This is a genomic window from Streptomyces sp. MGP-P1, assembly GCF_057766565.1.
In genome coordinates, this window is sequence record NZ_JBYMEM010000007.1 from 618,466 (window position 1) to 639,698 (window position 21,233).

General features: G+C 76.5%; 12 protein-coding genes and 1 pseudogene. 3 read left to right on the forward strand and 10 right to left on the reverse strand.

Features of this window, described 5'->3' with window-relative positions; genetic code table 11:
• Positions 1-13: 13 nt before the first annotated feature.
• The 6 genes from AC3CH1_RS24425 to AC3CH1_RS24450 all read right to left on the reverse strand — a co-directional run bounded on the left by AC3CH1_RS24425 (position 14) and on the right by AC3CH1_RS24450 (position 7,426).
• Positions 14-703 carry a GAF domain-containing protein gene (locus AC3CH1_RS24425; RefSeq protein WP_488464886.1) on the reverse strand — a complete coding sequence of 230 codons (690 nt, stop codon included), beginning with the start codon at positions 701-703 and terminating at the stop codon, positions 14-16.
• Complete coding sequence (locus tag AC3CH1_RS24430) at positions 639-1,484, reverse strand: S8 family peptidase (protein WP_488466728.1); 846 nt, start codon at positions 1,482-1,484, stop codon at positions 639-641. The genes AC3CH1_RS24425 and AC3CH1_RS24430 overlap by 65 nt, the downstream gene beginning before the upstream one ends.
• 198 nt (positions 1,485-1,682) lie before the next feature.
• Complete coding sequence (locus AC3CH1_RS24435; RefSeq protein WP_488464887.1) at positions 1,683-5,129, reverse strand: AAA family ATPase; 3,447 nt, start codon at positions 5,127-5,129, stop codon at positions 1,683-1,685.
• 205 nt (positions 5,130-5,334) lie between these two features.
• Entirely contained in the window at positions 5,335-5,553 is a 219-nt protein-coding gene (locus AC3CH1_RS24440) for an aroma-sacti cluster domain-containing protein (protein ID WP_488464888.1), read from the reverse strand.
• Positions 5,550-6,305, reverse strand: a complete 756-nt coding sequence (locus AC3CH1_RS24445; protein WP_488464889.1) for an iron-containing redox enzyme family protein — start codon at positions 6,303-6,305, stop codon at positions 5,550-5,552. The genes AC3CH1_RS24440 and AC3CH1_RS24445 overlap by 4 nt, the downstream gene beginning before the upstream one ends.
• Complete coding sequence (locus AC3CH1_RS24450) at positions 6,302-7,426, reverse strand: radical SAM protein (RefSeq protein ID WP_488464890.1); 1,125 nt, start codon at positions 7,424-7,426, stop codon at positions 6,302-6,304. The genes AC3CH1_RS24445 and AC3CH1_RS24450 overlap by 4 nt, the downstream gene beginning before the upstream one ends.
• 322 nt (positions 7,427-7,748) lie before the next feature.
• Between AC3CH1_RS24450 and AC3CH1_RS24455 the strand changes: the two genes are divergently transcribed.
• From AC3CH1_RS24455 to lanKC, 3 genes and pseudogenes are all read left to right on the forward strand, one after another.
• Positions 7,749-7,904 (forward strand): hypothetical protein, encoded by a 156-nt coding sequence (locus AC3CH1_RS24455; protein WP_164219961.1) that lies wholly within the window; start codon positions 7,749-7,751, stop codon positions 7,902-7,904.
• Positions 7,905-8,044: 140 nt separating this feature from the next.
• A pseudogene (locus AC3CH1_RS24460) lies at positions 8,045-9,373 on the forward strand (MFS transporter); the annotation flags it as partial.
• 224 nt (positions 9,374-9,597) lie between these two features.
• Positions 9,598-12,273 carry a class III lanthionine synthetase LanKC gene (gene lanKC, locus AC3CH1_RS24465; RefSeq protein ID WP_488464891.1) on the forward strand — a complete coding sequence of 892 codons (2,676 nt, stop codon included), beginning with the start codon at positions 9,598-9,600 and terminating at the stop codon, positions 12,271-12,273.
• Here the strand turns inward: lanKC and AC3CH1_RS24470 are convergent.
• From AC3CH1_RS24470 to AC3CH1_RS24485, 4 genes are all read right to left on the reverse strand, one after another.
• Positions 12,260-14,260, reverse strand: a complete 2,001-nt coding sequence (locus AC3CH1_RS24470) for an AfsR/SARP family transcriptional regulator (protein ID WP_488464892.1) — start codon at positions 14,258-14,260, stop codon at positions 12,260-12,262. The two genes, lanKC and AC3CH1_RS24470, sit on opposite strands and share 14 nt — an antisense overlap.
• A 363-nt stretch (positions 14,261-14,623) precedes the next feature.
• Complete coding sequence (locus tag AC3CH1_RS24475; RefSeq protein ID WP_488464893.1) at positions 14,624-17,545, reverse strand: helix-turn-helix transcriptional regulator; 2,922 nt, start codon at positions 17,543-17,545, stop codon at positions 14,624-14,626.
• A gap of 79 nt (positions 17,546-17,624) precedes the next feature.
• Positions 17,625-17,822, reverse strand: a complete 198-nt coding sequence (locus AC3CH1_RS24480) for a hypothetical protein (protein WP_003969056.1) — start codon at positions 17,820-17,822, stop codon at positions 17,625-17,627.
• Between the two features lie 125 nt (positions 17,823-17,947).
• On the reverse strand, positions 17,948-21,199 hold the full coding sequence (locus AC3CH1_RS24485; RefSeq protein WP_488464894.1) for a type 2 lanthipeptide synthetase LanM family protein: 3,252 nt from the start codon (positions 21,197-21,199) through the stop codon (positions 17,948-17,950).
• Between the last annotated feature and the right edge of the window lie 34 nt (positions 21,200-21,233).

A 21,233-nucleotide genomic window follows, 5' to 3' on the forward strand; every position in this document is an offset into this window, starting at 1 on the left:
GTCGCCGGCCTCCTCAGCCGACGCCCCGCAGCAGTCGCTCCAGGCTACCCAGCAGCTTCAGCGCGTCCTCGCGCCGCGCACCCTCCGGCAGGCCCGCGCCGGACGCCGCGCGCTGCTCGGCCTCCCGCACCCGCTCCGGGGTGACCACCCGCAGCGCCGCGGCGGCCTGCCGGGCGAACATCGCGAGCAGGTCCAGCTCCCGGACGCCCGACCTGGCCTGCGGGGACGGGTCCAGCACCTCCAGCACGCCGAGGATCCGGGAGTCGCTGATGAGCGGGGCCGCCATCAGGGCGTTCGGCACGTACGCGGTCGACTCGGCCAGCGAGCGGTCGAAGGACGCATCCGCGCTCAGGTCGTCCACCACCATCGGCTCGCCGGAGGTCGCCACCCATCCGGCGATCCCGCGGCCGGCCGGGAAGCGGCGGCCCACGAGGAACTCCTCGCCCTGCCCGGACACGGCCTGGAAGACCAGCTCGTCCGCCTCCTCGTCGAGCAGGAAGACCGAGCTGGCCTCGGCCCCGAAGATGGCGCGGGCCACGTCGACCACCGACTGGAGCAACTCGCGGCGCGGCGCGTCGGCGGTCCGGGCGTCGGCGTCGGCGACCGGGGCGGCGGTGGGGGAGAGGGAGGGAGCGGGATCAGTTCTCGGAGTCGTCACGGATATCTCCTGCCGCAGTGGAAGGACGCGGCGTGTGGCGCACATTGGCCGCGGACAGATAGAGGGCGTTCTTGAGCTGGAAGGCCGTCATCCGCGGATGCGCGGACAGGACGCGGGCGCAGAGCCCGGCGACGTACGGCGTGGCGAAGCTGTTCCCCGTGGTGCGGATCGTCCGGCCGCCCAGCCACGGCACGGTCACGTTCTGGCCGGGACCGAAGAACTCCACCGGGGGCTCCGGGTTGTACAGGTGCAGTTCGGGGTCGTCCTCCTGGTGGCTGCCCACCGAGATGACCGACGCGAACCGCCAGGGGAAGCTCTCCACCGGGGTGTTGTGGGCCGAGGCGACGATCACCGTACGGGCGAAGTAGGCGCTGTCGGCCAGGCTGTGCAGCTCCTGCGCGAACCGTGTGCGGGTCGTCGACAGGCTGAGGTTGACCACGTCGAAGCCCTGCTCCACCGCCCAGCGCAGCCCGGCCATCAGGACGTCGCCGGTGCCGGAGAACCGCTCGCCGAGCACCCGCACACTGTGGATCTCGCACTCCGGGGCGGTCCGGCGGACGATGCCCGCGCACGCGGTGCCGTGCCCGCAGGTGTCCCCGGTGGTCGTCGGCTCGACCGTGATCTCCCCGCTCCCCGCGTCCTTCACGACCACCCAGGAACCGGCCAGCGGACCGATCAGCGGATGGTCCCGCTCCACGCCCGAATCCACCACGCACACGCGTACGCCGCGCCCGGTGGCGGGCCCGGCGGGGCGGCCGAGCGGCGGCCCGGGGTCCGCCAGCACCGGTACGTCCTCGGGGCCACGGCCGCGCAGACTCCAGGTCAGCCCCTGCCCCGGGGTCCCGCGGGCTCCCGGGGCCGTGCGGGCTCCCGCCTCCGTCCGTGACCGTTCCGGTCCCGTCCGTGGCTGTCCCTCCTCCGGCCGCGGCTGCCCCGGGTCCGCTCCCGGCCGGCCCGTCCCCGTCCCCGTCCGCGGTCGTTCCGGTTCCGCCTGTGGCCGTTCCGGTTCCGTGGTCGTCATCGGTCAGCTCCTCTCCCTCGTCGTGGCCAGGGGCCGGGGCGGGTGCGCGAGGAAGCCGGAGACCCGGCGCATCCCCGGCAGATGCCCCTTGCCCGTGAAGTGCGCCCCGGCCGACCGGGCCGAGGCCCCGGCCTCCGGCCACCGGCCCAGGGCGGCGAGCGCCTGCGCCCGGTCCAGCTCGGCGGTCGCCTGCACCAGCGGGGAGTCCGTGAGCAGCGAGGCCCGGACCGCCAGGTCCGCGTGTTCCGCCGCCTCCTCCGGGCGGTCCCGCACCGTCAGCCGGGCCCGCAGCCCCGCCAGGTCCACCGCGTCCGCACGGCTCAGCCCCGACGTGTCGCCGACGCCCGCCAGCCGGGCCGCCGCCGGAGCCTCCCGGCCCGCGTCCAGCTCCAGGCGGGCCGCGTCCAGCGCCACCGCCGTCCGCATCCCGGCCGCCCCCGTACGCCGGGCCGCCGCGTCCGCCCGGCCCAGCAGGTCCAGGGCCTCCGAGCCGTTGCCGAGCAGCCCCTCCACCGTCGCCCGGAACACCGGGAGGAAGACCTCCGCCTCGGCGAACCCCAGCTTCCCGGCCAGCCGTTCCGCCTCGGCCAGGCAGCGGTACGCCTCATCGGGCCGCTCCTGGAGCGCGTACAGCACCGCCAGCGGGCAGTTGAGGGTGACCCGGACCGTGGGCCGGCCCGCCCCGTGCGCCGCCAGCAGCGACCGGCAGCGGACCACCGCGGCGGGCACCGGAACCGGCCCCCGCCACAGGGAGACGCCGATCGCGCCGAGCGCCCCGGCCCGCTCCGGCTCCGCACCGGCCAGCACCGCGTGCTCCAGGGCCCGCGCCTGGTCCCGCTCCGCCTCCTCGTGCCGCCCGGACCGCTGGAACTGCTGGGCGAGCCGCAGATGGGCCCGCGCCCGGCCCGCCGAGTCCCCGGCCGCCTCAAACACCGGCAGCACGGCCCGGGCCACGGCGGCGGGACCGGCGCCCGGGCCGCCCGGATCCAGCACCGCGAGCGCGAGGCGGGCATGCGCGGCCTCCACCGGGTCGGACCCCGAGTCCCTTACGAGGCGCAGCAGTTCGGCGCCCTCCCCGGTGCGGCCCAGCGCCACCCGTACCTCGCCGAGCCGCCGTGTCGCCGCCGGGTCCCCGGGGCACAGGTCCACCGCCCGCTCCAGCAGGCCGTGCGCCCAGTGCAGGTCGGACCGGGCGGCGGCCTGCGCCCCGGCCCGGCCCAGCGCGGCGGCGGCCCGCTCGCGCAGCCGCCGGGCCGGATCGTCCAGCAGACCCAGCTCCGCGCGGTAGCGGTAGGCGCGCTCCAGATGGCCGCCGACCGCGCCGTCGCCGCTCCGCAGCACGCTGGGCAGCTCCGCGGCCCAGGCATGGCGTTCCGCCTTGGCCCGCTTGGACAGCGAGGCGTACGCGACCTCGTGCACCAGTCCGCTGCTGAACCGGTACGGTGCCGACTCCCGGGCCCCCGGGGCCCCCGACTCCACCAGGCGGCGCCGGCCCAGCACCGCCAACGCCTCCTCGACGCGCCGCCGGTGCTCCGGGGCCGCCCCGGTCGCCCCGGCGAGCCGGCCGGCGTCGTGGCCCTCCCCGGCCCGTACGGACAGTTCCAGCCGGACCAGCTCCGGCGCGGTGAACTCCCGGCCGATCACCGCGGCCAGGTCCACCACCCCGCGCTCCGCCCGGGCCAGGGCGCCGATGCGCGCGCCCAGCAGGGCCTGGAGCGTGGGCGGCAGATCCTCCTCGGCGGCCGGTTCCCCCGGACGGGCGGCGACCGCCGGGTCCGCCCGGTCGCCGACCAACAGCTGTTCCAGGTAGAGCGGATTGCCCCCGGCCCGCGCCAGGAGCCGGTCGTCCACCGGGGCCGTCCCGGCGTCCGGCCCCGCGAGACCCGCGGCGAGCCGCGCCGCCTCCTCGGGCGGCAGGCCGGTGAGCTGGAGGCGTCCCGCACCGGCGGACGACGACTCGTCCCCCATGACACCCTCGTCCCGTCCGCCCGGCCCGCCCGGCCCGTCCGGCCCGCCCGAAACCTCCGTATCGTCCGAACCCTCCGCACCGTCGGGCCCGTCGGGCCGCCCGGCGCAGAGCACCAGTACCCCCGCGCACCCCGAGCCGTCCGTCAGCCGGCGCACCGTACGGACCAGCAAGGGGGCCGCGGCGTGCCAGTCGTCCAGTACCAGGACGACCGGGCGGGTCCTGGCTGCCCGCTCCAGGGCCGCCGTCAGGGCCGCGCACATGTCCTCGAAGGGCGCGTTCGGCGTACCGTCGCGCAGCAGGCCCCCGGACAGCAGGGCCATCGCGTCGTCGACCGCGAGACCGCCGGCCGCGTCCTTCCCGTCGTCCGCGGGACCCTGGCCGGACGCCGCTGTGGAACCGGACACCGCCCCGGAATCACGTACCGCCCCGGAATCAGGCACCTGCCCGGGATCAGCCTCCCGCCCGGCGGCGGACTGCCCGGTACCCGCCCCGGAAGTGGGCGGGGGCGTGGGCCCCGCCGCCACCAGCGCGCGCACCGCGTCGGCCAGCGGGGCGAGGGTGCCGTGGTCCCCGTAACTGCGGCACCGCCCCGCGCCGTACGTGAGCCCGCCGGACGCCGACCGCCGCGCCAGCCACTCCCGTACCAGCCGGGTCTTGCCGATGCCCGCCTCCCCGGTGACCCGCAGCAGCCCGGCCCCGCCGCCCCGGACGGCCTGCTCCAGAGCCGCGTCCAGCGCCCGCTGTTCGGCGTCGCGGCCGACGAAGGGGACGTCGAAGCGGCGCAGCAGCTCGGGGTCGTCCGCGCCCAGTGCCAGCAGTCGGTGGGCCTCCACGCTGTCCCGCTTGCCCTTCAGCCGCAGCGGGCCGGTGGGTTCGGCCCGTACCGTCGGGCCGGCGGCGAGCAGGGTTTCCGGGCCGATCAGGATCTCGCCGGGGCCCGCGTTCTGCTCCAGCCGGGCGGCGATGTTCACGGTCTCCCCGGAGACCAGGGCCTGCCGGGCGGTCGTGTCCGAACCCGCCACCACTTGACCGGTGTTGACCCCGATCCGGGTGGTCAGCTCGATGCCCAGGGTGGCGCCCAGCTCCTCGTTCAGCCGGGCCAGCGCCCGGCGCATCCCGAGCGCCGCCGCCAGCGCCCGGCGGGCGTCGTCGTCACGGACCACCGGTACGCCGAACACCGCCATCACCGCGTCCCCGATGAACTTCTCCGGGGTGCCGCCCCGCGCCACGATCTCCGCGCTCATCGCCTCGAAGTACCGCAGGGTCACCGCGCGCAGCGTCTCCGGGTCGAGCACCCCCGACAGCGCGGTCGACCCGACGAGATCGCAGAACAGCACGGTCACGGGCTTGCGTTCGTCACCGGGCGGCGCGGCGGGGGCCGGTGCGGCCCCGCCGGCCCCGGTGGTCGCGCACGGCGTCCCGCAGGACGAACAGAACCGGGCCGTCGGCGGCAGATCCTGCTGGCACGAGGAGCAGTTCATGGCGGGTCCTTCTCTCCCGGGGGCCGTGCGGTCGGAGTGCCGTGCGGTCGGAGTGCCGTGCGGTCAGGGGTGGCGGGCGGGCGCACCGGGCGCTGGCGCCCCGGCGGGTACGGCCCCGCCGGCGGTGCACCCGCCGCCGGGCCCGTAACGGTGATCGGTCACCGCCCGCCGGTCAGAACGGGGCGCCGGTCGGAACGGAGCGCGGTCAGAACAGGGCGCCGCCGGCGATCTCGCCGTGTGCCTGGACCTCCGGCCCCACGGCGTCCAGCCGGCCCTTGACGTCCAGCAGCACCGCCAGTTCCTCCGGCGTCAGCCCGCACAGCACCTCGCGCTGCTCCTCGGTGAGCAGATCCACGGGGAAGCCCGCCTCGTACAACGCGGCGGGCAGCACGGGCCGTTCGCCGTTCTCGGGTGGTCCGGTCATGGTGTGACTCCCATCGGTGGGACGAGTCCGGCCCCCCGCAGCGACGGCGCCGGTGCGGAGCGCCCGAGCCGGACGAAGATCCTGGTGAGCGCGTCGAGGGAGTGCAGTGCGCTGACCGCCACCGCCGCTTCCGGCCCCCGGCCGAGCGGCAGCCGGTCCAGCAGCGCGTACAGCTCGTCCAGGTGCGCCGTGTCGATCACCGAGTGTTCCCGTACGGTCCGCAGCGCGGCGGCGGGCAGCCCGGTCAGCCGGGCGATGCGGCCGGTGAGACCGGGGGCGGGGGCGTAGCCCTCCAGTACGGCGATGTAGCCGAGCAGGGCGACCGGGTGGTGGTGCTCGATCCAGTAGTACTGGGACCCGACGAGCGAGGCCACCAGGGGAGAGGGCAGCGGACCGAGCGCGTCCTCGGGCGCGCCGCCCGCCGCCCGGAGGTCCTCCAGCAGCCAGGCGTCATGGCCCTCCTCCTCCCGGATGTGCTCCTCCAGGTACGCGGCGAGCGGCGCCGCCAGCGGATCGCCGGACGCGGCCAGGGCGCGGGCGCGGTGGAGAGCCAGCTCCATCAGCGGGACCGAGGCGCGGATGACGGCGTGCATCGTGCACAGATACGTCCGGTAGCGCGGCAACAGCCCGTCGGCACGCCACATGTGGTGCGTGGCGTCCCGGAACTCCGGCTCCAACAGGAGGAGTTTGACCCGCAGCCGCGCGGAGGCCCCCGCGCGCCCGAGCCGCGTACCGTCGGTCGCCGTGCTCATCGGAGATCCCGCCCGTCGGTCTTCGGCGGCGGCGGCCCGCCCGTGACGACCAGGGGCGCGTACGCCGCGCAGCCGTGACGGCGCACGACGCCCTGCGCGCCCTCCCGGGAGCCGCGCACCGCGGCCGTCAGGTCCAGCAGCGCCCCGGCCGCCCCGCCCGCCACGGCGAGGGCCCCTGCCGCCGCCGCCTCGTCGCCGCCCAGTGCCCGGCAGCCGTCGCAGTAGGAGCCCGCCCCGGGACCGGAGCCGTACCGGGCGGCCAGATGCGTCGGCCCGACCGTGCGGAGCATGCGCAGCACCGGGGACTCCAGCGCCCGGCCGCGTACGGTCGCCCAGTCGTCGACGCCGATGTGCCCGAGGTCCAGATGGGCCGGGACGGGCCGCTTGTCGACGGTGTCCTGGTTGCAGCAGGCCAGCACCCGCCCGTCGAAGGCGACCACCGGCCAGGCGGCCATCGAGCACGGTGACGCCGCCGTCGGGTCGGGGCCGGTGCGGGCGGGCCTGGCCCAGGCGGCGGCCCGGCCGAACGGACGCACCTCGTTGACCAGACAGGGGACCCCGCCGTCGAACTCCCGCTCCACCGCCCGGGTGATGTCGGCCAGATACGGGTCGGACGCGCCGGTCCCGGTGAGGTGGAAGCTCACCGCCACGCCCTCGTCCCGGATCCGGTGCAGGACGCGGAACACGTCGGCGCGCGGGACCTCGCGCTCATGGTGCACGTCGAGGGAGGCCGAGAAGTGGTCGACGGAGCGGATCGCGCGCAGGATCGCGGGGGGAATCGCCGCGCCTCTCCGGCCCCGCCGACTCACGGAGCGGGCGAAGAACATGCCGCTGAGCAGCGCGGTACGGGACCCGGCGCGGCGCGCCAGCGTGCTCAGCCGTTCGGCGAGCACGGGCAGCAGCAGCGGTTCCCCACCGGTGAGCATGACGACATCGGGCCGGTTCTCCGCGCTGAACGAGCCGACGAAGCGCTCCAGTTGACCGCCGTCCGGCTCTTCCCGGGTGAACAGGTCCGACCCGGTCGAGCAGTGCGCGCAGCTCAGCGGACAGCGCCGGGTGAGGCCGAGGAGCAGGCCGGCGGCCGGGAAGGGCCGCCGTGCGACGAGTTCGGCGAGTTCCATGCGGGCCGCCTCCTTCGGGGCCGGGGCGCGTCGGGCGCGTACCCAGGCTGCGCGCCACCGGTTCGGGGACGGTCCGGCGGTGCTTCGGCGGCGGTATGGGCCCAGGCCGGGGCGGGTCCCGGGGCCGCCGCCGAGCGCCGCGAACCGGCCGCCGTCCGCCTTCAACTGGCCCGATACCGGCGGCATACCGTCGCCGAAGCGATCGCCAGGCCCGGCTTCCTAACGTTCTCGGCAACGGCAGGCACCGGCCGGCCGCACCGGACACCAAGGGGCGATCCCCGACGGAACCCGGCCCCGCTGTGACGAGTGGATGGAGACCACCATGTCCGAGAACACCAAGCCCGCAGCCGGCGACGCCGAGGAGACCCCCGAGGTCGAGGCGCACTCCGTCCTGGACCTCCAGGAGACGGCCAACAACCACGACATCATCCAGCCTCCCGGCAACTGCGTCAGCACCGTGAGCCTCGTCCTGGGCTGATCGGACGGACGGTCCGTAGCCGCGTCCGCCGGGGCCCGAGCCCCGCAGTCGCGGCGCCGGCCGAAGCCGGGGCGGCCTCCGCGCACCACGGAGGCCGCCCCGTCCCGCGCGTCCGACGACCGCTGACGACAGGAGCCCCGATGGCTGAGCCGCTCCGTTCCAACCGGGATTTCCGGCTGCTCTGGTTGAGCGGCCTCTTCGCCGCTCTGGGCGGCCAGATGAGCGCCATCGCGCTGCCCCTGCTGATCCTCAAGGAGACCGGCTCCGCCGTGCAGGCCGGCGCCGTGGGAACCGTGGCCGTCTGCGCCGTGCTGATCACGATGCTGCCGGGCGGGGTCATGGCCGACCGGGTCGAACGCCGCCGTCTGATGCGGCTGTGCGACGCGGGCAGCCTGGCGGCCGTCACGGCCCTGGCCGTCGCCGTGTGGAACGGACACGCCCCGATGGTCCTCGTCCTGCTGGTCGCGACCTCCGGGGCCGTACTGAACAGCTTCTACGCCCCCGCCGCCTTCGGTCTGATGCGCGCGGTCGTGCCGCCGGACCAGATGGGCACGGCGACCGCCCGGCTCCAGGCGCGCTCCTCCACGGCCCGGCTGGTCGGCCCGCTCGTCGGCGGCGCGCTGTTCGGCGTGCACCAGGCCCTGCCCTTCACCGCCCAGTTCCTCGGCCTGTTCCTGTCGACCGTCTGTGTGGCGCTCGTGCGGACCCGCTCGGAGGCCAGGACCAGGGCGGGTTCGGTGTTCAGCCGTCGGGAACTCACCGCAGGGCTCTCCTTCCTGTGGGAACTTCCGTACCTGCGGACGGTGTTGCTCGTCTTCGGGCTGGGCATGAACTTCTCCTTCGGCGCCCTCACCTTCACGGCGCTCGCCGTCTTCTCCGACAGCGGGCGCTCCGGCCTCGGGGGCGGCTTCGTCATCACCTGCGTCTCGGCGGGCGCCCTCGCCGGCGCCCTGATCGCGCCCCGGTTCGCGGCGCAGCGCCATGTCCGGACGCTCATCGTCCTCACCTGCTGGAGCTGCGTGGGGACGGCCGCCGTGCTGGCCTGGCTCAGCAGCCCGCTGGTGGCCGGAGTGCTCTGCGCGCTCTGCATGGGACTCTCGACGGTCGCCAGCATCGGCTTCCTCTCGACCCTGCTGGTCGTCACCCCCGAGGACCGGATCGGGCGGGTGCAGAGCGCTGCGGGCTTCCTCTCCTCGGTCGTCCAGCCGTTCGGACCGCTCGTCGGCGGCTTCCTGCTGACCACGCTGGGCAGCAGCGCCGCCTTCGTCGTGATCGGCTGCGTGCTGGCCGTCTCGGCGGCCGTCGTGACGCTCGCCCCCTCCGTCCGCGCCGGGGCGGGCGCGCCCCGGGAGAAGCCGGAGGCGGCGGCCGGGGAGCCGGGGAGGGCCGGGTCAGCTGAGCCGCCGGGACGGGCCGGGACACCTGAGCCGCCGGAGACGGCCGGGTCACCTGAGCCGCCGGCGAGGGCCGGGACACCTGAACCGCCGGGACGGGCCAGGTCACCGAGGCCGCTGGAGAAGGCCGGGACACCGCAGCCGCCGCAGAAGACGCCGACGCGGCCGACGCCCGAAAAACCGGACCACCCACACCCGGCCGGAACCGTCTCCACCCGCCCGGCGACCGCCCCGGAGCGGACCACGGCCGGGTCGGCCCCCGACGCCGCGGGTCCCGGCGCACCCTGAGGAGGAACCCCGTGCCCGGTCTCCACCAGACCCAGCTCTACTGCCTCGCCGACCGTACGTACTACGAGACCCCCGCCCGGCTGAAGGACGCGAGCACCCGCTACCCGCTGGACTCCGAACCGCCGGCCGACGGCTGGCGCCGGGTCGCCGGCGGCCTGTGGACCTCGCTGCTCCCCGAGGACCGCAAACCGGCCGGGCAGGGCTGGAAGATCCATGTCTCCACCGTTCCCGAGGAGGCCGAGGAGACCCTGCTCGACACCGCCCGGATCTGCCGGGACCACGGGGTGCCGTTCAAGTTCCTCCGCAGCGAGCGGGCGCTCCTGCTGATGTCCGGCAAGTACATGTCCCGTGCGGGCGCCGGGAAGTTCATCACCCTCTACCCACCGGACGAGACCGTCTTCCTGCGGGTGCTGGACGCGTTGACCCGCGCCCTCGCCGGCCGCCGCGGGCCCTACATCCTCAGCGACCTGCGGATCGGCGACGCCCCCGTGTACGTCCGGTACGGAGCGTTCGTCTCCCGCTGGTGCCTCGACGAGGACGGCGAACGGGTGCTGGCCCTGCGCCACCCGTCCGGCGAGCTGGTGCCCGACGAGCGCGGGGTGGTGTTCCGGGTGCCGCCGTGGGTCACCGTCCCCGACGAACTGCGCCCGCACCTGGCGGCCCGCGCCGCCGCCGGGGACGCCGCCTTCCCCTACGACGTGTCCGAAGCCCTCCAGTTCTCCAACGCGGGCGGCATCTACCTGGCCCGGCACCGGGAGACCGGCCGTCAGGTGGTGCTCCGCGAGGCCCGGCCGCACAGCGGTCTTGACGAGGCGGGCGACGACGCGGTGACACGGCTGCACCGCGAGCACCGGGCCCTGACCGCGCTGGCCGGGCTGGACTGCGTCCCCGAGGTGTACGGCGTACGGACCGTGTGGGAGCACCACTTCCTGATCGAGGAGCACATCGAGGGGACCACCCTCCTGGAGGAGATCGTCGGCCGCTTCGCCCTGCTCCACAGCACCGGCACCGCCGCCGAACTCGCCCCGTACATCGCCTGGGTGGAGTCGGTGACCGAGCGGCTGACCGAGGCGCTGGCCGCCGTCCACGGGCGCGGGCTGCGCTTCGGCGACCTCCACCCCTCCAACATCATCGTCCGACCCGACGGCCGCGTGGCCCTGATCGACTTCGAGTACGCCACGGCCCTCGATGACCCGGACACCCCGGTGGCGGGCGCCCCGGGGCTCCAGGCGCCCGCCGGGACCGTCGGCGCGGAGGCCGACGCCTACGCCCTCTGGGCGACCTGGCTCTACATGCTGATGCCCATCATGGAGATGGCCGGCCACGACCGGGCCAAGGCCGTGACCCTGGAACGGTGGGCCCGCCGGAGGTACGGCCTCGACGCCGGAGCGGGACCGCGCCGGCCGGCCGCGCTGCGGGCCGCGGAGAGCGCCGACGGCCGCGAGAGGGAGACCGCCGCGCTGCTCGACGGCCCCGAGCCGGACTGGGCCGGGCTGCGGGACCGGCTGCTGCGGGGCATCCACGCGGGGGCGACGCCCGACCGCACCGACCGCCTCTTCCCCGGAGACCCCGAGGTCTTCTCGACCGGCGGGAGCGACGTCGCCCACGGAGCGGCCGGGGTGCTCCACGCCCTGCACCGCACCGGCGCCCCGGTGCCGCGCGCCTGGACCGACTGGGTCGTCGACACGGCCAGGCGACGGGACCCGGCGTCGCCGGGCGGCCTCTACGGCGGACTGCCGGGCACGGCGGTGGTCCTGTCCGCGCTGGGCCGCCGGGAGGAGGGCCGGGAACTCTTCGAGCGGTCCGCCGCCGCGCCCCCGCCCGCCTCGGCCGACCTGATGAACGGCCGCGCGGGCATCGCGCTCGCCGCGCTGCGCCTGGCCCGGCCGGACCGTGCGGGGGACGGATCGCCCGACGCCAAGACCGACCACGACCTCGTCGACGCCGCTGCCCGCACCGCCCACGACCTGGACCGGCTGGTGCGGGGCGAATCCGTGCCGGGGCTGCGCGCGCCCGCGTCGGCGGGGCTGCTGCGCGGGCTGAGCGGTGCGGCCCTGCTCCACCTCGAACTGCACGCCCTGACCGGCGACGAGCAGTTCCTGGCGGCCGCCGGCCGGGCCCTCGCGGCGGAGGCGGCCCACTGCGTGACCATGCCGGACGGCACCGTCCAGGTGAAGGACGGCCGGCGGCACTTCCTCTACCTGGACCAGGGGAGCGGCGGATTCGCCCTGGTGACCCAGGCCTATCTGGCCCGCCGCGCCTCCCCGGAGCCGGTGCCGCGCCGGCCGAGGTTCGCCCCGTCGCACAGCTCGGCCGACGCGGCACTGGCCGCCCTGCTGCCCGGGGTGGCCAAGGGCTGCGCCTTCGAGTTCGTCCGCGAGCCGGGCCTGTTCACCGGCCGGGCGGGGCTCATGGCCGTGGCTGGCGCCCTGTCGCCGGATGGCCCCAATGCCCCCGAGGTCCTGGCCTCCGTACGCAACCTGTCCTGGCACCTGGTCGCCGACGAGGACCGGCTGCTCGTCCCGGGGGCGGGTCTGATGCGCTGCTCCGCCGACCTGGCCACCGGCGCGGCGGGGCTGCTGATGGCCCTGCACCACCTGGCCGGCGCGGAAGCCGGCGACCCCTCCCACAGAGCCCCCGCCGGCGACCGGCCGCACGGTCTGCTGGAGCTGCTCACCCTGGGATGAGCGCGGAGGCCGGTACGCCGGACCGGCGGGGGGCCTCGCGCTCGTCCTGTTCTCCCGGCCGGCCAGGGATCTCCACCCGCCCGGCTGGTACGCCAGGCCGCCCCGGGGCCTCGCGCCCGGCCCCCGCCCCCGGGCGGTCCGAAGCCTCCTCCCGCTCGCGGGCATACAGGCCGAGCAGCCTCGGCACCTCGTACAGCGCGGCGTGCGCGGTGACCTCCCCGGCGGGCGAGGTCACCGCACCGGCGCCGATCAGCGACTCGACGGCCCGGATCGCCGCCCGCTCCCCGCAGCCCAGCGCCGCCGTGGCCCGGTCCAGGGTGAAGCCCCCGTCCTCCGTGAACCCCGCCAGCCGCCCCAGCACCCACCGGTCGCCGTCCGCGAGATCCCGCCAGCCGGACGCGATGCGATCCCGTACGGAGACGTCCCCGGCGACCAGTTCGTCCAGTGCGGCCGACGTTTCGCCGAGCCGGGCCGCGTACTCCGCCAGCGGCAGATGCCGCAGCACCGCGAGACGCATCCCGCTCACCTCCACCGCGAGCGGCAGCGCCCCGCAGGCCCGGACGATCCGCAACGCCGCCCCCGGGTCGGTCCGCAGCCGCCCGGCCCCGATCAGCTTCCCCAGCAGCTCCAGCGCCTCACCGTCCGCCAGCGCGGGCAGCGCGATCCGGTGCACCGGTGCGAGCCCCGCCAACTGCCCCCGGGCGGTGACCAGTACGGAACACTTCCCGGACCGGGGCAGCAGCCCCCGTACGGCCACTTCGTCCGGCACGTCGTCCAGGACGACCAGCGCCCGGTGCCGGGCCAGCCACCCCTGCCAGGCGTCCGCGAGGGCGGCCGTCGCCACGCGGACGTCCGCCGGCCCGCCCTCCGGCCCCGTGAGGGCGCCGCCCGCCACCCCGCACAGCCGCCCCAGCTCCGCCAGGACCTCCGCCCGGCTCCGCGCCGTACCGTCCTCCCGGCGTACCCGGACATGGACGCGGCCGTCGGGGAAGCGGTCGGCGAGCAGGTGCGCCGCCCGGACCGCGAGCGCCGACTTCCCCGCCCCGGCCGGGCCCGATACGACCACCACCCGCTCCTCGCCGCCGCCCAGCACGTCGAGCAGGTCCCGCAGTTCGTCGCGGCGGCCGGTGAAGGCCCCCGTACAGGCGGGCAGCGCCTCCGCGCTCCCCGACTCCCGGGCGGCGGCGGGCCGGCGGGCCTCCCGCCCCCGGCCGAGCATCGAGCGGTACTGCGCCGCCATCGCCGGGCTCGGCTCCAGCCCCAGCTCCCGCGACATCAGCTGCCGGTAGTCGTCGTACACCGCCAGCGCCTCGGCCTGCCGGCCCGACTGGTGCAGGGAGGTCATCCAGGCGGCCCGGAGCCGCTCCCGCAGCGGATGGCGCTCCACCAGATCCCGCAGCCCGTCCACCGCGACGGCGGCCCGGCCCAGCTCGATCTCGGTCTCCGCCCAGTCCTCGAACACCGTCAGACAGCGGGCCTCCAGCCGGTGGGCCTCCTCGGCGACGTCGGCGGAGTCCCGCAGATCGTTCAGCGGCGGCCCCTCCCACAGGTCCAGTGCCTCACGCAGGAGACGGGCCGCGCCCGGCAGATCGCCCCGACCGGCCGCCGCTCGCCCCGCGCGGGCCAGCGCCCCGAACCGCAGGGTGTCCAGCTCGTCCTCGGCGATACGCAGGAGGTAGCCCCCGCAGCCGTGCACCACCCGGTCCCGGCCCCCGTCCCCGGCGGGCCCCAGAAGGGCACGGACGGCACTGACGTAGACCTGGAGGTTCTTGCGGGCGGTACGGGGCGGGTCCTCCGGCCACACCGCGTCGGTCAGCGCGCCCACCGGTACGGGGGTGTTGGGGCGGGCCAGCAGCGTGGCGAGGACCAGGCGCTGCTTTCGCGGGCCGAGCGGCAGCTCACGGCCGTCCAGCCGGGCCGTGAGCGGGCCGAGCAGCGAGACGTACACCGCACCTGCGGAACCGGTACGGGCGGGAGGTCGGGTCATCAGCGGGCCTCCGGAACGGGGACGGGCGGCGGACTGGGCCGTACGTACGCCCCGATCCTGCCGCCGCCCCGGCCCCCGCACATCGGGGCCCCGCACGCATTTTCCGCCCGGCCACCCGACCGAAACCGCCCGGCGCCCCCATGTTGCCCGCCCCGGCCCCCACGTCCCCCGGAGCGGACCCGCGTGGGGCCGGTGCGGGTGGGCCCCGCCTCAAGCCGGTGCGGGTGGGCCTCGCGTCGGGCCGGTTCGCGCGGGCCGGTCTCGGACCGGTTCGGGTGGGCTTTGCGTGGGGCCGGTGCGGGTGGGCCCCGCGTCGGGCCGGCTCGCGCGGGCCGGCCTCGGACCGGTGCGGGTGGGCCGACCTCAGGCCGGTTCGGCGGCGCACTCGGCGGCGAACTCGCACAGGGCGGCCCGGTCCGCGCGCCCGGTCTTGCTCAGCAGACTGGCCATGTGCTTCTCCACCGTGCGGGGCGAGATGGACAGCCGCCGGGCGATCTGCTGGTTCCCCGGCCGCTCGGGGAGCAGCACGAACACCTCGTACTCGCGCGGGGTCACCCCGCCGGCCCGCAGCGGCGACGGGATCCGGTCCCAGCCCCCCCGGTGCTGGCCCACGCTGGCCCCGGCCTGCCGCAGCGCCGCCCGGCACGCGGAGGCGACCGGCTGCACCCCGGCCCCGTAGAAGTACTCCTCGGCGGACCGCAGCCACGCCACCGGCTCGCCCCACCCGTCCGCGCGGGCCGCGTCCGCGACCAGCCGCAGACCCAGGTGGCGGGCGACCGGAAAGGGCGCGGACCGCACATCGAACGACGCCATCAGCCGGGCGGCCCCGGCCGGATCCCCCTCCCGGCCCAGCAGCACCGCGTCCGCCAGCTCCAGGAACTGTCGGTTCCAGGCGAGACACCCCCCGGGAGACGCCCGCGCCTCCGCCAGCTCCGCCCGGTCCGCGTCGCCCGCCAGGACCCGCAGCAGCGGGCGCAGCCCGTACCGCCCGCTCAGGTAGTAGTAGCTCGGGTGGTCCGCCTCCCAGGCCAGCGCCTCGTCGAGCCCCGCCGCCGCCCGCTCCCGGTCCTCCTCCAGGAGCGCCCCGAACGCCCGGCACAGCCCCGACCGGAGCGGCACCAGCAGCGACTGCTCGCCCCCGGCCCGCCGGAACGCGGCCAGCGCCCGGTCCATGTCCCGCCGCCGCCCCCGGTGCGCGGCCATCGTCGCCCCGGCCAGCAGCAGATAGCGGTGGGCGGACCGGTCACCGACCCGGGCACTGGCCTCCGCCGAGCGGTCGATGATCTCCTGCGCCTCCTCCCACCGGGCGCACATCACCGCGTTCATCGCGAGCAGCCCGTCGACCGTACGGGTCAGCAGCAGCGCCCCCAGCTCGGTGGCCGCCGCCCGCGCGGAGAGCAGCCGGCCCGCGTCCCCGGTCCGCATGAAGGCGTTCGCCCCGAGCCGCACCAGCGCCTCCACCCGCCAGACCGGCAGGGCGTGTTCGGCGGAGATCGACAGCATCCGCTCCAGTGCGGCGTCCGCGGCGTCGAAACCCTCCTCGCGCCGCAGCAGCGCCAGCAACTGCCAGGCCTGACAGGCCACCACGGGCAGCCCCTCGGCCTCGGCGGTCTCGGCGGCCTCCCGCACGGCCCGCTCGGAATCCGCCGGATCCCGGGGCTTGCGCCCATGCCCGGGGAGCAGCGCCAGATACCCGTCGACCACCACGAGCGCGGCCCGGCGGCCCGCCGGCGGCGACGGGCCCAGCAGGACGCGGGCCGCCTCGACCTGGAGCGCCGCCTCGGCGGTGCGCTCCGCCATGACCGCCGCCCAGGCGAGCTCGATGTGGATCAGGCCGCGCCGGGCGGCGGCCTCGGAACGCGCCGGAACGGGCGGCAGCGCGTCCGCCAGCGCCAGGGCGCCGTCCAGATCTCCGCCTGCGGCACGGGCGACCGCCAACGACTCGGCGACGGCGGCCCGGTCGTGCTCGGCGGCCAGTGGGAGCGCCCGCTCCAGCAGCACCACGGCGGAGCCGTGCGCCCCCGAAGCGAGCATCCGTCTTCCCGCCTCCGCGAACTGGCGGGCCGCCCCGGTCCGGTTGCCCGCGGCCAGTTGCAGCGCGGCCACGAGCTGCCGGCCGTCCTCGTCCAGCGGCTGCCCCGCGTGCTCGATGGCCCCGGCGGCGCGGCGGGCCAGCGAGGCGCGCTCGGCCGGCGCCAGCGAGGAGATCAGAGCCTCGGCGGTCAGCGAGTGCCGGAAGGTGTAGCGGTCGGGGGCCGCGCCGTCCGGGGCGATGACACCGGCCTCCACCGCCGAGCGCAGATGTGTGAACAGGGCCCGGTCCTCGAAACCGGTGACGGTCTGGAGCACGGTCACCGAGAACTGGCTGCCCAGGGTGGCCGACGCCAGTAAGAGGTCCCGCACCGGCTCGTCCAGCCGCTCCAGCCTGCGGGCCCAGCTGCGGACGATGTCCGAGGGGACCGAACCGCCCGGCTGCTCCACCGCCTCCCACCCGTCGTCCGTCCGCCGGAGCCGGCCGGTGTCCAGCAGGTCCGCCAGCAGCACTTCCAGCAAGTACGGGTTGCCCGCCGCGCGTTCGGCCAGCCGGCGGTGCACCGCCTCGGGTATCTCCTCCGGTCGCGCCTCCAGACACGCGCCCGTCAGCGCCCGCACCCGGTCCTCGCGGAGCGGACCCAGCTCGCGTACGGTCGCGGCCTGCCGGCGCTCGACGGAGCGTACGAGCTCCAGGGCCGCGCCCGGCTCAGGGCGCAGGGTGCCCAGGAACAGGATGGGCAGATCGGCCAGGTTGTCGATGACGTACTCGACGACCGCGACGGTCTCCGTGTCGCAGTCGTGCAGATCCTCCAGCAGGATCGCGCAGCCCGCCTCCCGGCCCAGCACGGACAGCAGCCGCAGCAGGGCCTCGGCCAGCTCCACGACGGTCTCCGGATAGCCGGGGGACCCGTCCTTGCGCCACTCCGGGACCAGCCGGGCCAGCGCCGGGTGGTAGGGCGTGAGCTCCGGATCGGTCGGGGTGCCCGCGGCCCGGAACCGGGACGCCAGCGCCTCCGCGAGCGGACGGAAGGGCACGACGAGCCCGGTCGAGGTGGCCCGGCCGCGCAGCACGGGCATGCCGAGCCCGTACGCCCGGTAGGCGCACTCGCCCACCAGCCGGGACTTGCCGATACCGGCTTCCCCGAGGAGGAACAGCGCGCGCCCCGAACGCCGTCGTACGGCGTCCAGGGCGCTGCTCAGCAGTCCGATCTCCTCGTCCCGCCCGACGATGACCGGCGAAGTGGCTCGCATGGCCGCAGGCTACTGGAGCCCCAACCCCTACGACAGCGGGCCAATTCGACTTATTTACGGCTGAGTTGGCCGGAACCGCTCACCACGGGGCCGTCATGGTGGTCCACGGCAGGTCGTGGCTGTAGCCGCTCTCGCCCTCCGATGCGCTGAGAAGTCTGCCGCGCGCACCGAGGCCTCCGGTGGACCCCAAGGAGATCTGCCCCGCCGGGTGCTCGGGCGTGCCCTCGTGCGCGATCTCGCCGGACGCTTGCAGGGCCGATTCGCCGAACTGCTTCATCTCTGCCTCATCCTCTGGGTGGTGACGGTGACGGTGACGGTGGTGACGGTGGTGACGGTGATGGCGGTGGTGACGGTAGGGGTGCTGGTGGTGATGTGGTCCTCGTCGTCAAAGCGGTGGTTCGGTCAAGGGGCCCCGGAGGGGCGCAGGAGCAGCGCGGACCCGATCCGGTCGGGGAACCCGGCCCGCAGCAGCCCGTGCCCGATCCCCGAGAGCCCGGTGAGCAGCCCCGGGTGCGGTACGCGGCCGGGCGTCCCGCACCGCGGGCCCGCCCGGTCCGCCGAGGCCAGCAGCGTCCCGGCCCGGCGCATCCACGCGGGCCGTGAGGCGGGGAGCGCGCTGTGGCCGAGGAGTTCGAGCAGCCCCGACTCCCCGTGGCACAGGCTGTCGTCGGCGAGCGGGCCGATGCCCGCCAGTTCGCCGGAGCGCGCCGCGAGCCAGCCGGACAGCTCCGGGTCCGCCAGCGCGTCGGGGCTGTCCGCGATCGCCAGCGCGATGCCGGTCACGCCGTCGCACCAGGCCGGCCCGGCGGCCGCTCCGGCTGCCGCTTCGTGGGTCGCCCCGGGGGCCGCACCGTCCGCCGCTCCGGCGGCGGTGGCGAGGGTCACGCGGGCGGCTCCGGCCGTCGCCCGGCGCAGGGCGTTGAGTCCGGCACCCCGGTGGCGGGCGTCGCCCCCGGCCCCGGTGAACCGCAGCAGCGCCCAGCCGATCCCCGCCGCCCCGTCGGCGAAGCCCCCGCTGTCCGGGAGCGGGGCGGCGGCGATCCGCTCGGCGCAGCGCTCGGCGCCACGCCAAGCCTCGGGGCGGCCGGTGGCGCGGTGCACCGCGAGCAGCGAGACGAGCCCGCCCGCCGCCCCGCCGCGCACCCCGTACCCGTCCTCGGCCGCGCTCGCCGCGCAGCTCAGCCGGACGGCCGGACCCACCTGGTCCAGCACCTCCCGGTCGCCCAGCAGCGTGCCCACCTCGGTCAGCGCGTACGCGATGCCGCCGAGGCCCGCGAAGGCGCCGGAGCCCAGGGACCCGAGCTCGTCGGCCCGCCCGTGCAGCGCGTCCAGCAGCCCCGGGACCGGGGCCAGCGCCTCGCGGGCCGCCTCCGCGTACCGGGAGGCGCCGGTGAGCGCGGCCAGTTGCGCCAGGAAGAGCGCGGGCCCCGTGTAACCGCCCGCGAGGTCCGCCGCCATCGGGGTGAGCCGCCAGTAGCGCTCGCCGAGCAGTTCGAGCCCGATCCAGTTGGTGCGGCGCTCGTGCCGGTAGGCGAGGGAGACGAGCTGGTCGCCCACGGACCGCGCGGCGGACAGCAGTTGCTCGGGCTCCGGCGCGGTAGCCGCGCTCCGCGACCGGCCGCCCGGCGCCGCCCGGTGCGGCGGCTCGGGCGAGGTGCTCACCATGGCGGCCCGGATGATCCGCTCCTGGTCCTGGCGGTCCACGGTGTCCATCGCGCGCACCTTCGCCTCGACGCGAGCCAGCCCGGTGGGCCCGCCGGGGCCGCCGCCGGCCGGCCCCGGAACCGTACGGCCGGTGCCGCTCCACAACTCCGTGTCTCCCGGCCGGGTGCCGAACACCGGCACGTCACCGCGCCACAGCTCCGCGACCTCCTCGTCCTCCACGCCGGGCAGCGCGGGCATGCCCAGGAGCGGGGTGCGCAGCAGCGAGAGGACCTGGTGGCGTTCGGTGGCGTCCCGCATCAGGTCGGGGTGGGTCGACTCGTCCAGCAGCGTCGTGTACGTCCAGGTCGGCCGGGGCACGACGCGCACCTCGTCCCGCGCGAAGATCCGCAACAGCCCGTCACCGCCCAGGAGTTCCTGCCGGTGCGCGCTGATCGCGTTGTATCCGGCCCGGAAGCCGCCGCACAGGGCCTCGGTGTACGCGGAGGGGTCGGCCGCCACTCCGCCCAGCCGGGGCCGGTTGGCGGACTCGGTGAACCGGCCGGCCCGCCGCACCAGCCGCATGCGGTCCGTACCGGCGTCCGCCCAGTCGGCGGTCTCGATCGGCGACGACGCGGCCCGGCCCCCGCCGATGGCGGACATGTCGAGCGCGGTGGTGTCCCCGACGAGCAACTGGGGCAGCAGGCCCACCCGGTGGACCGAGTCGTGCAGGGCCCGAGCGGCCGGATCGGCGGACCGGGCGGGTCCCAGCGGCGGGTGGAACAGCGTCTCCACATCGACCAGCACCGGGTGCGGGCCGCAGGCGATCAGGTTCTCGTGGTGCAGATCCGTACCGTCCAGCGTGTGCAGCAGCGCCAGCAGCGCACCCTGGCGCCGGTAGAACTGCCGGGTCTCCGCGGCCGAGGCGCAGGGCCGCTCCTCGACGAACTCGGCCCACCCGTACTCCCCCCGGTCCAGGACCCGCAGCACCCGCAGCTCCGGGGCGCCGGGCAGTGAACCGAACCACTCGGCCAGGGTGTTGAAGTGCCGGTGCGCCGCGAGCGGACGCGGCTTGTAGACCAGCCGGGCGCCGTCGGCGAACCGCAGCAGCATCACCGACCGGCCGCCGCGGTGGCTGTCGCCCGCCCCGGCCTCGACACCGGTGAGCGCCCCGGGCCCGGCGCTCCCGCCGCGCCCGCCCTCCGGGGAACCGGCCCGGTCGCCGAGCACCCCCGAGGGGGTCAGCAGGTGCCGGTCGGCGGCGAGCCGGGCGGCCATCTCCGCGAACGCGTCCCCCGTGTTCAGGCAGGCCGTCGCGAGGAGGCGGGCCAGCACGGGATAGCCGGTGACGAGCAGGGCGAGACCGTCGCGGCGGGCGGTGCGCCGTACGAAGTCCCGGAAGCGTTCCTCGGACCCCTCGCCGCTCAGCCGGCCCAGCCGCCGGGCCTCGTGCAGCTCCGTGACGAGGGTGCGCGCCGCGATCCGGGACAGCCGACGCGTCAGCTGCTGCCGGAAGTCCGCCAGGAGGGGGGAGGAGCCGTCTGCCGCCCGACCGTCTGCCGCCGGGCCGGCCGCTCGGCCGTTCCCCGAGCCGTTGACCGGGCTGCCGTCGACCGGGCCGTCGACCGCCGGGCCGTCCTTCGCGAGCGCGTCCCGGAGCCGCCGGACCGCCGCCTCGACGAACGGTGCGACGACCGGCCCGAAGCCGCTGAGCCCGGGGTACGACCGGTCCGGGACCACCACGTCACGCGGCGCCGAGGCGACGGCCGCCCGGGCGAAGACCGCCCAGTCGGGTTCGTCGGCGGGGCCCCCGCCGACGACGCCGGGGAGCCACCACGGCGCTCCTGCCGTGTCCCTGAACGGGGAGGGGGAGGAGAGCGGGGAGGGTGAGGGGAGGGCGGGTGAGGGCGAGGCGTCGCCGGCCGCGACGGGAGCGCCTTCGCGGGTCACGAGGGCGGCAGCGGGGGCGAGGCGACGATTCGTACCTCTGTCGACCAGATCCTTCTCCGCCATCGCTCCGCACCTCCCCTGTCCCGGGGCCGGCCCG

Excerpts from the sequence above, each read along its gene's own strand:
- AC3CH1_RS24425 (WP_488464886.1), bottom strand. The coding sequence starts at position 703 with ATGTGCGCCACACGCCGCGTCCTTCCACTGCGGCAGGAGATATCCGTG.
- AC3CH1_RS24435 (WP_488464887.1), bottom strand. The coding sequence starts at position 5,129 with ATGAACTGCTCCTCGTGCCAGCAGGATCTGCCGCCGACGGCCCGGTTC.
- AC3CH1_RS24440 (WP_488464888.1), bottom strand. The coding sequence starts at position 5,553 with ATGACCGGACCACCCGAGAACGGCGAACGGCCCGTGCTGCCCGCCGCG.
- AC3CH1_RS24445 (WP_488464889.1), bottom strand. The coding sequence starts at position 6,305 with ATGAGCACGGCGACCGACGGTACGCGGCTCGGGCGCGCGGGGGCCTCC.
- AC3CH1_RS24450 (WP_488464890.1), bottom strand. The coding sequence starts at position 7,426 with ATGGAACTCGCCGAACTCGTCGCACGGCGGCCCTTCCCGGCCGCCGGC.
- AC3CH1_RS24455 (WP_164219961.1), top strand. The coding sequence starts at position 7,749 with ATGTCCGAGAACACCAAGCCCGCAGCCGGCGACGCCGAGGAGACCCCC.
- AC3CH1_RS24470 (WP_488464892.1), bottom strand. The coding sequence starts at position 14,260 with ATGACCCGACCTCCCGCCCGTACCGGTTCCGCAGGTGCGGTGTACGTC.
- AC3CH1_RS24475 (WP_488464893.1), bottom strand. The coding sequence starts at position 17,545 with ATGCGAGCCACTTCGCCGGTCATCGTCGGGCGGGACGAGGAGATCGGA.
- AC3CH1_RS24480 (WP_003969056.1), bottom strand. The coding sequence starts at position 17,822 with ATGAAGCAGTTCGGCGAATCGGCCCTGCAAGCGTCCGGCGAGATCGCG.
- AC3CH1_RS24485 (WP_488464894.1), bottom strand. The coding sequence starts at position 21,199 with ATGGCGGAGAAGGATCTGGTCGACAGAGGTACGAATCGTCGCCTCGCC.